The sequence below is a fragment of the Amedibacillus dolichus DSM 3991 genome (genome assembly GCF_000154285.1).
Lineage (GTDB): Bacteria > Bacillota_I > Bacilli_A > Erysipelotrichales > Erysipelotrichaceae > Amedibacillus > Amedibacillus dolichus.
Window position 1 is genome coordinate 1 of sequence record NZ_DS483469.1, and the last position, 2091, is coordinate 2091.

2 protein-coding genes and 1 other annotated feature are annotated in these 2091 nt (G+C 35.5%); of the genes, one reads left to right on the forward strand and one right to left on the reverse strand.

Going from position 1 to position 2091, the window contains the following annotated elements:
* Nucleotides 1-287 precede the first annotated feature (287 nt).
* Nucleotides 288-725: a transcriptional regulator Spx gene (spx, locus tag EUBDOL_RS01495; RefSeq protein ID WP_004797812.1), complete on the reverse strand. Its 438-nt coding sequence runs from the start codon at nucleotides 723-725 to the stop codon at nucleotides 288-290.
* A 118-nt stretch (nucleotides 726-843) separates the two neighbouring features.
* Nucleotides 844-1037, forward strand: a binding site (T-box leader).
* Nucleotides 1038-1067: 30 nt separating this feature from the next.
* Here spx and trpS point away from each other — a divergent pair.
* The gene (gene trpS, locus EUBDOL_RS01500; protein WP_004797818.1) at nucleotides 1068-2054 is read left to right on the forward strand and encodes a tryptophan--tRNA ligase; all 987 of its coding nucleotides are present in this window, start codon (nucleotides 1068-1070) and stop codon (nucleotides 2052-2054) included.
* Nucleotides 2055-2091: the final 37 nt, after the last annotated feature.

The window sequence follows — 2091 nt, forward strand, 5'->3', positions numbered from 1 at the left end:
AATCGCTTAAAGCATTATTCACTTCTATCTCTAAGCGTAAAACACTCTCTCCCTCCTTTTTAACATTTCTACTTTATTATATTTGTAAACAAAATATAAACATATATCAACCACCAATTATAATGAATACTTAATCCTATTACTAATAACAATTCACGACTTTTAAAAGATTAGAAAGTATCCGTTTTTTTAAATATATCAACGGTATTTAATATCGTCTTTTCATCTTTCCATTTATGAAAAAAAAAAGAAACTGAAAGCAGCCTGCCCTCAATTTCTTTTCTTTTTTATTCTTGAATCTCCTTTCGTAGCTTCCCGCAAATCGGATAATTCGCGCAGCTTTCATTACATGCACAGTCTGAGAATGCCCTTAATTTCGCTGGCACTAAGGCTGTTATTTCATCATCATCATAGCCTACCACAAAATTCTTTTCATTGATCATAATCGGGCGTTTCAAAATAGATGGATTCTTCTGAATCAAATCAACAAGTTCTTTTACTGATAAATCATCTAAATCGGTATGTAATTCTTGAAATACCTTAGAACGGGTGGAAATAATATCCTCCGTACCGTTTTCTGTGCGCTGCAATAAATATTTAATTTCTTCTTCCTTCAAAAGCGTAGTAAAAATATTTTTTTCAACAAATGTCATCTCGTTATCTTTCAACCACTGCTTTGCTTTGCGGCAACTTGCGCAGCCCGGCGATGTATATAATATAATCATATCAACGACTGCCTCCTTTATTTACTTCTCTTCTATTATATAAGAAGCATTTTGAATTGGAAAGTAATTTTTTGGTTTTATCTTGTCAACTGTTTAGAAATGGCGTATGATAATAAAGAAAATAGCGATGATAAAGATATAGTAGAAAGCTTGTGCTTTTTAAGAGAGCCGGTGGTTGCTGAAAACCGGTAAAGTGCAGCTTATCGAATTGGAACTTTGGAGCTTTTCCTTTGGAAACGGCGCTCACCGTTACGAGTAGTGATTTCTGTTACAGAAATAAGTCGGGTGGTACCACGCTTATGCGTCCCAACAGGTACTTTTTTTATTATATGGAGGTTGAATATGAAACGAATGTTAAGTGGCATTAAGCCAACCGGAAGATTAACTCTAGGAAACTACATTGGCGCAATTCGTAATTTTGTGGCATATCAAGAGGATTACGACATGTACGTATTTATTGCTAATTTGCATGCCATTACCGTACCGATTGAACGCGCGGAATTAAAGCAGAATACGAAGGATTTAATTGCTTTATATCTTGCTTGCGGATTAGATCCGAAGAAAGCAACTATTTTTTTACAAAGTGATTTACATGAGCATGCCGAGCTTGGTTGGATTTTAACTTGTAATTCCTATGTAGGAGAATTACAGCGAATGACACAATATAAAGATAAAACTGCCAAAGGGGAAACAGGTATTACTGCCGGATTATTTACCTATCCATCATTAATGGCTGCTGATATTTTGTTGTATGATGCTGATTATGTTCCGGTTGGAGTTGATCAAAAGCAACACGTAGAGCTGACTCGTGATTTGGCTGAACGCTTTAATCACCGCTATGGCGATACCTTTACCGTTCCCGAACCACTTGTAGCTAAAGTCGGAGCTAAAGTTTATTCTTTGCAAGATCCAAGAAAGAAAATGTCTAAATCAGAGGATAATCCTAAAGGAACGATTGATTTGTTAGATGAACCTAGTGTAGCTCGTAAAAAAATTATGTCTGCCGTTACCGACTCCATCGGCATCATTCAATATGATCCCGAACAACAACCGGGTATTTCTAATCTATTAACAATCTTATCTTCCCTGAACAATGAAACAATTGAAGATATTGTTGCTCGCTATGCAGGAAAAGGTTATGGTGAATTTAAAAAGGAAGTCGGTGAGTGTGTCTACCAATTTCTAACCCAGCTTCAATCAAAGTACAAAGAAATCATTGCCAGCGGTATGGTGGAAAAGGTTATTACCGAGGGAAATGACAAGGCTCGACAAATTGCTCATAAGAAAATTATGAAAGTAAAAAAGAAAGTCGGTTTTCAATTATTCTAGTAGTTAATAATAACTTAAAAAAACAAGGACTTTACGT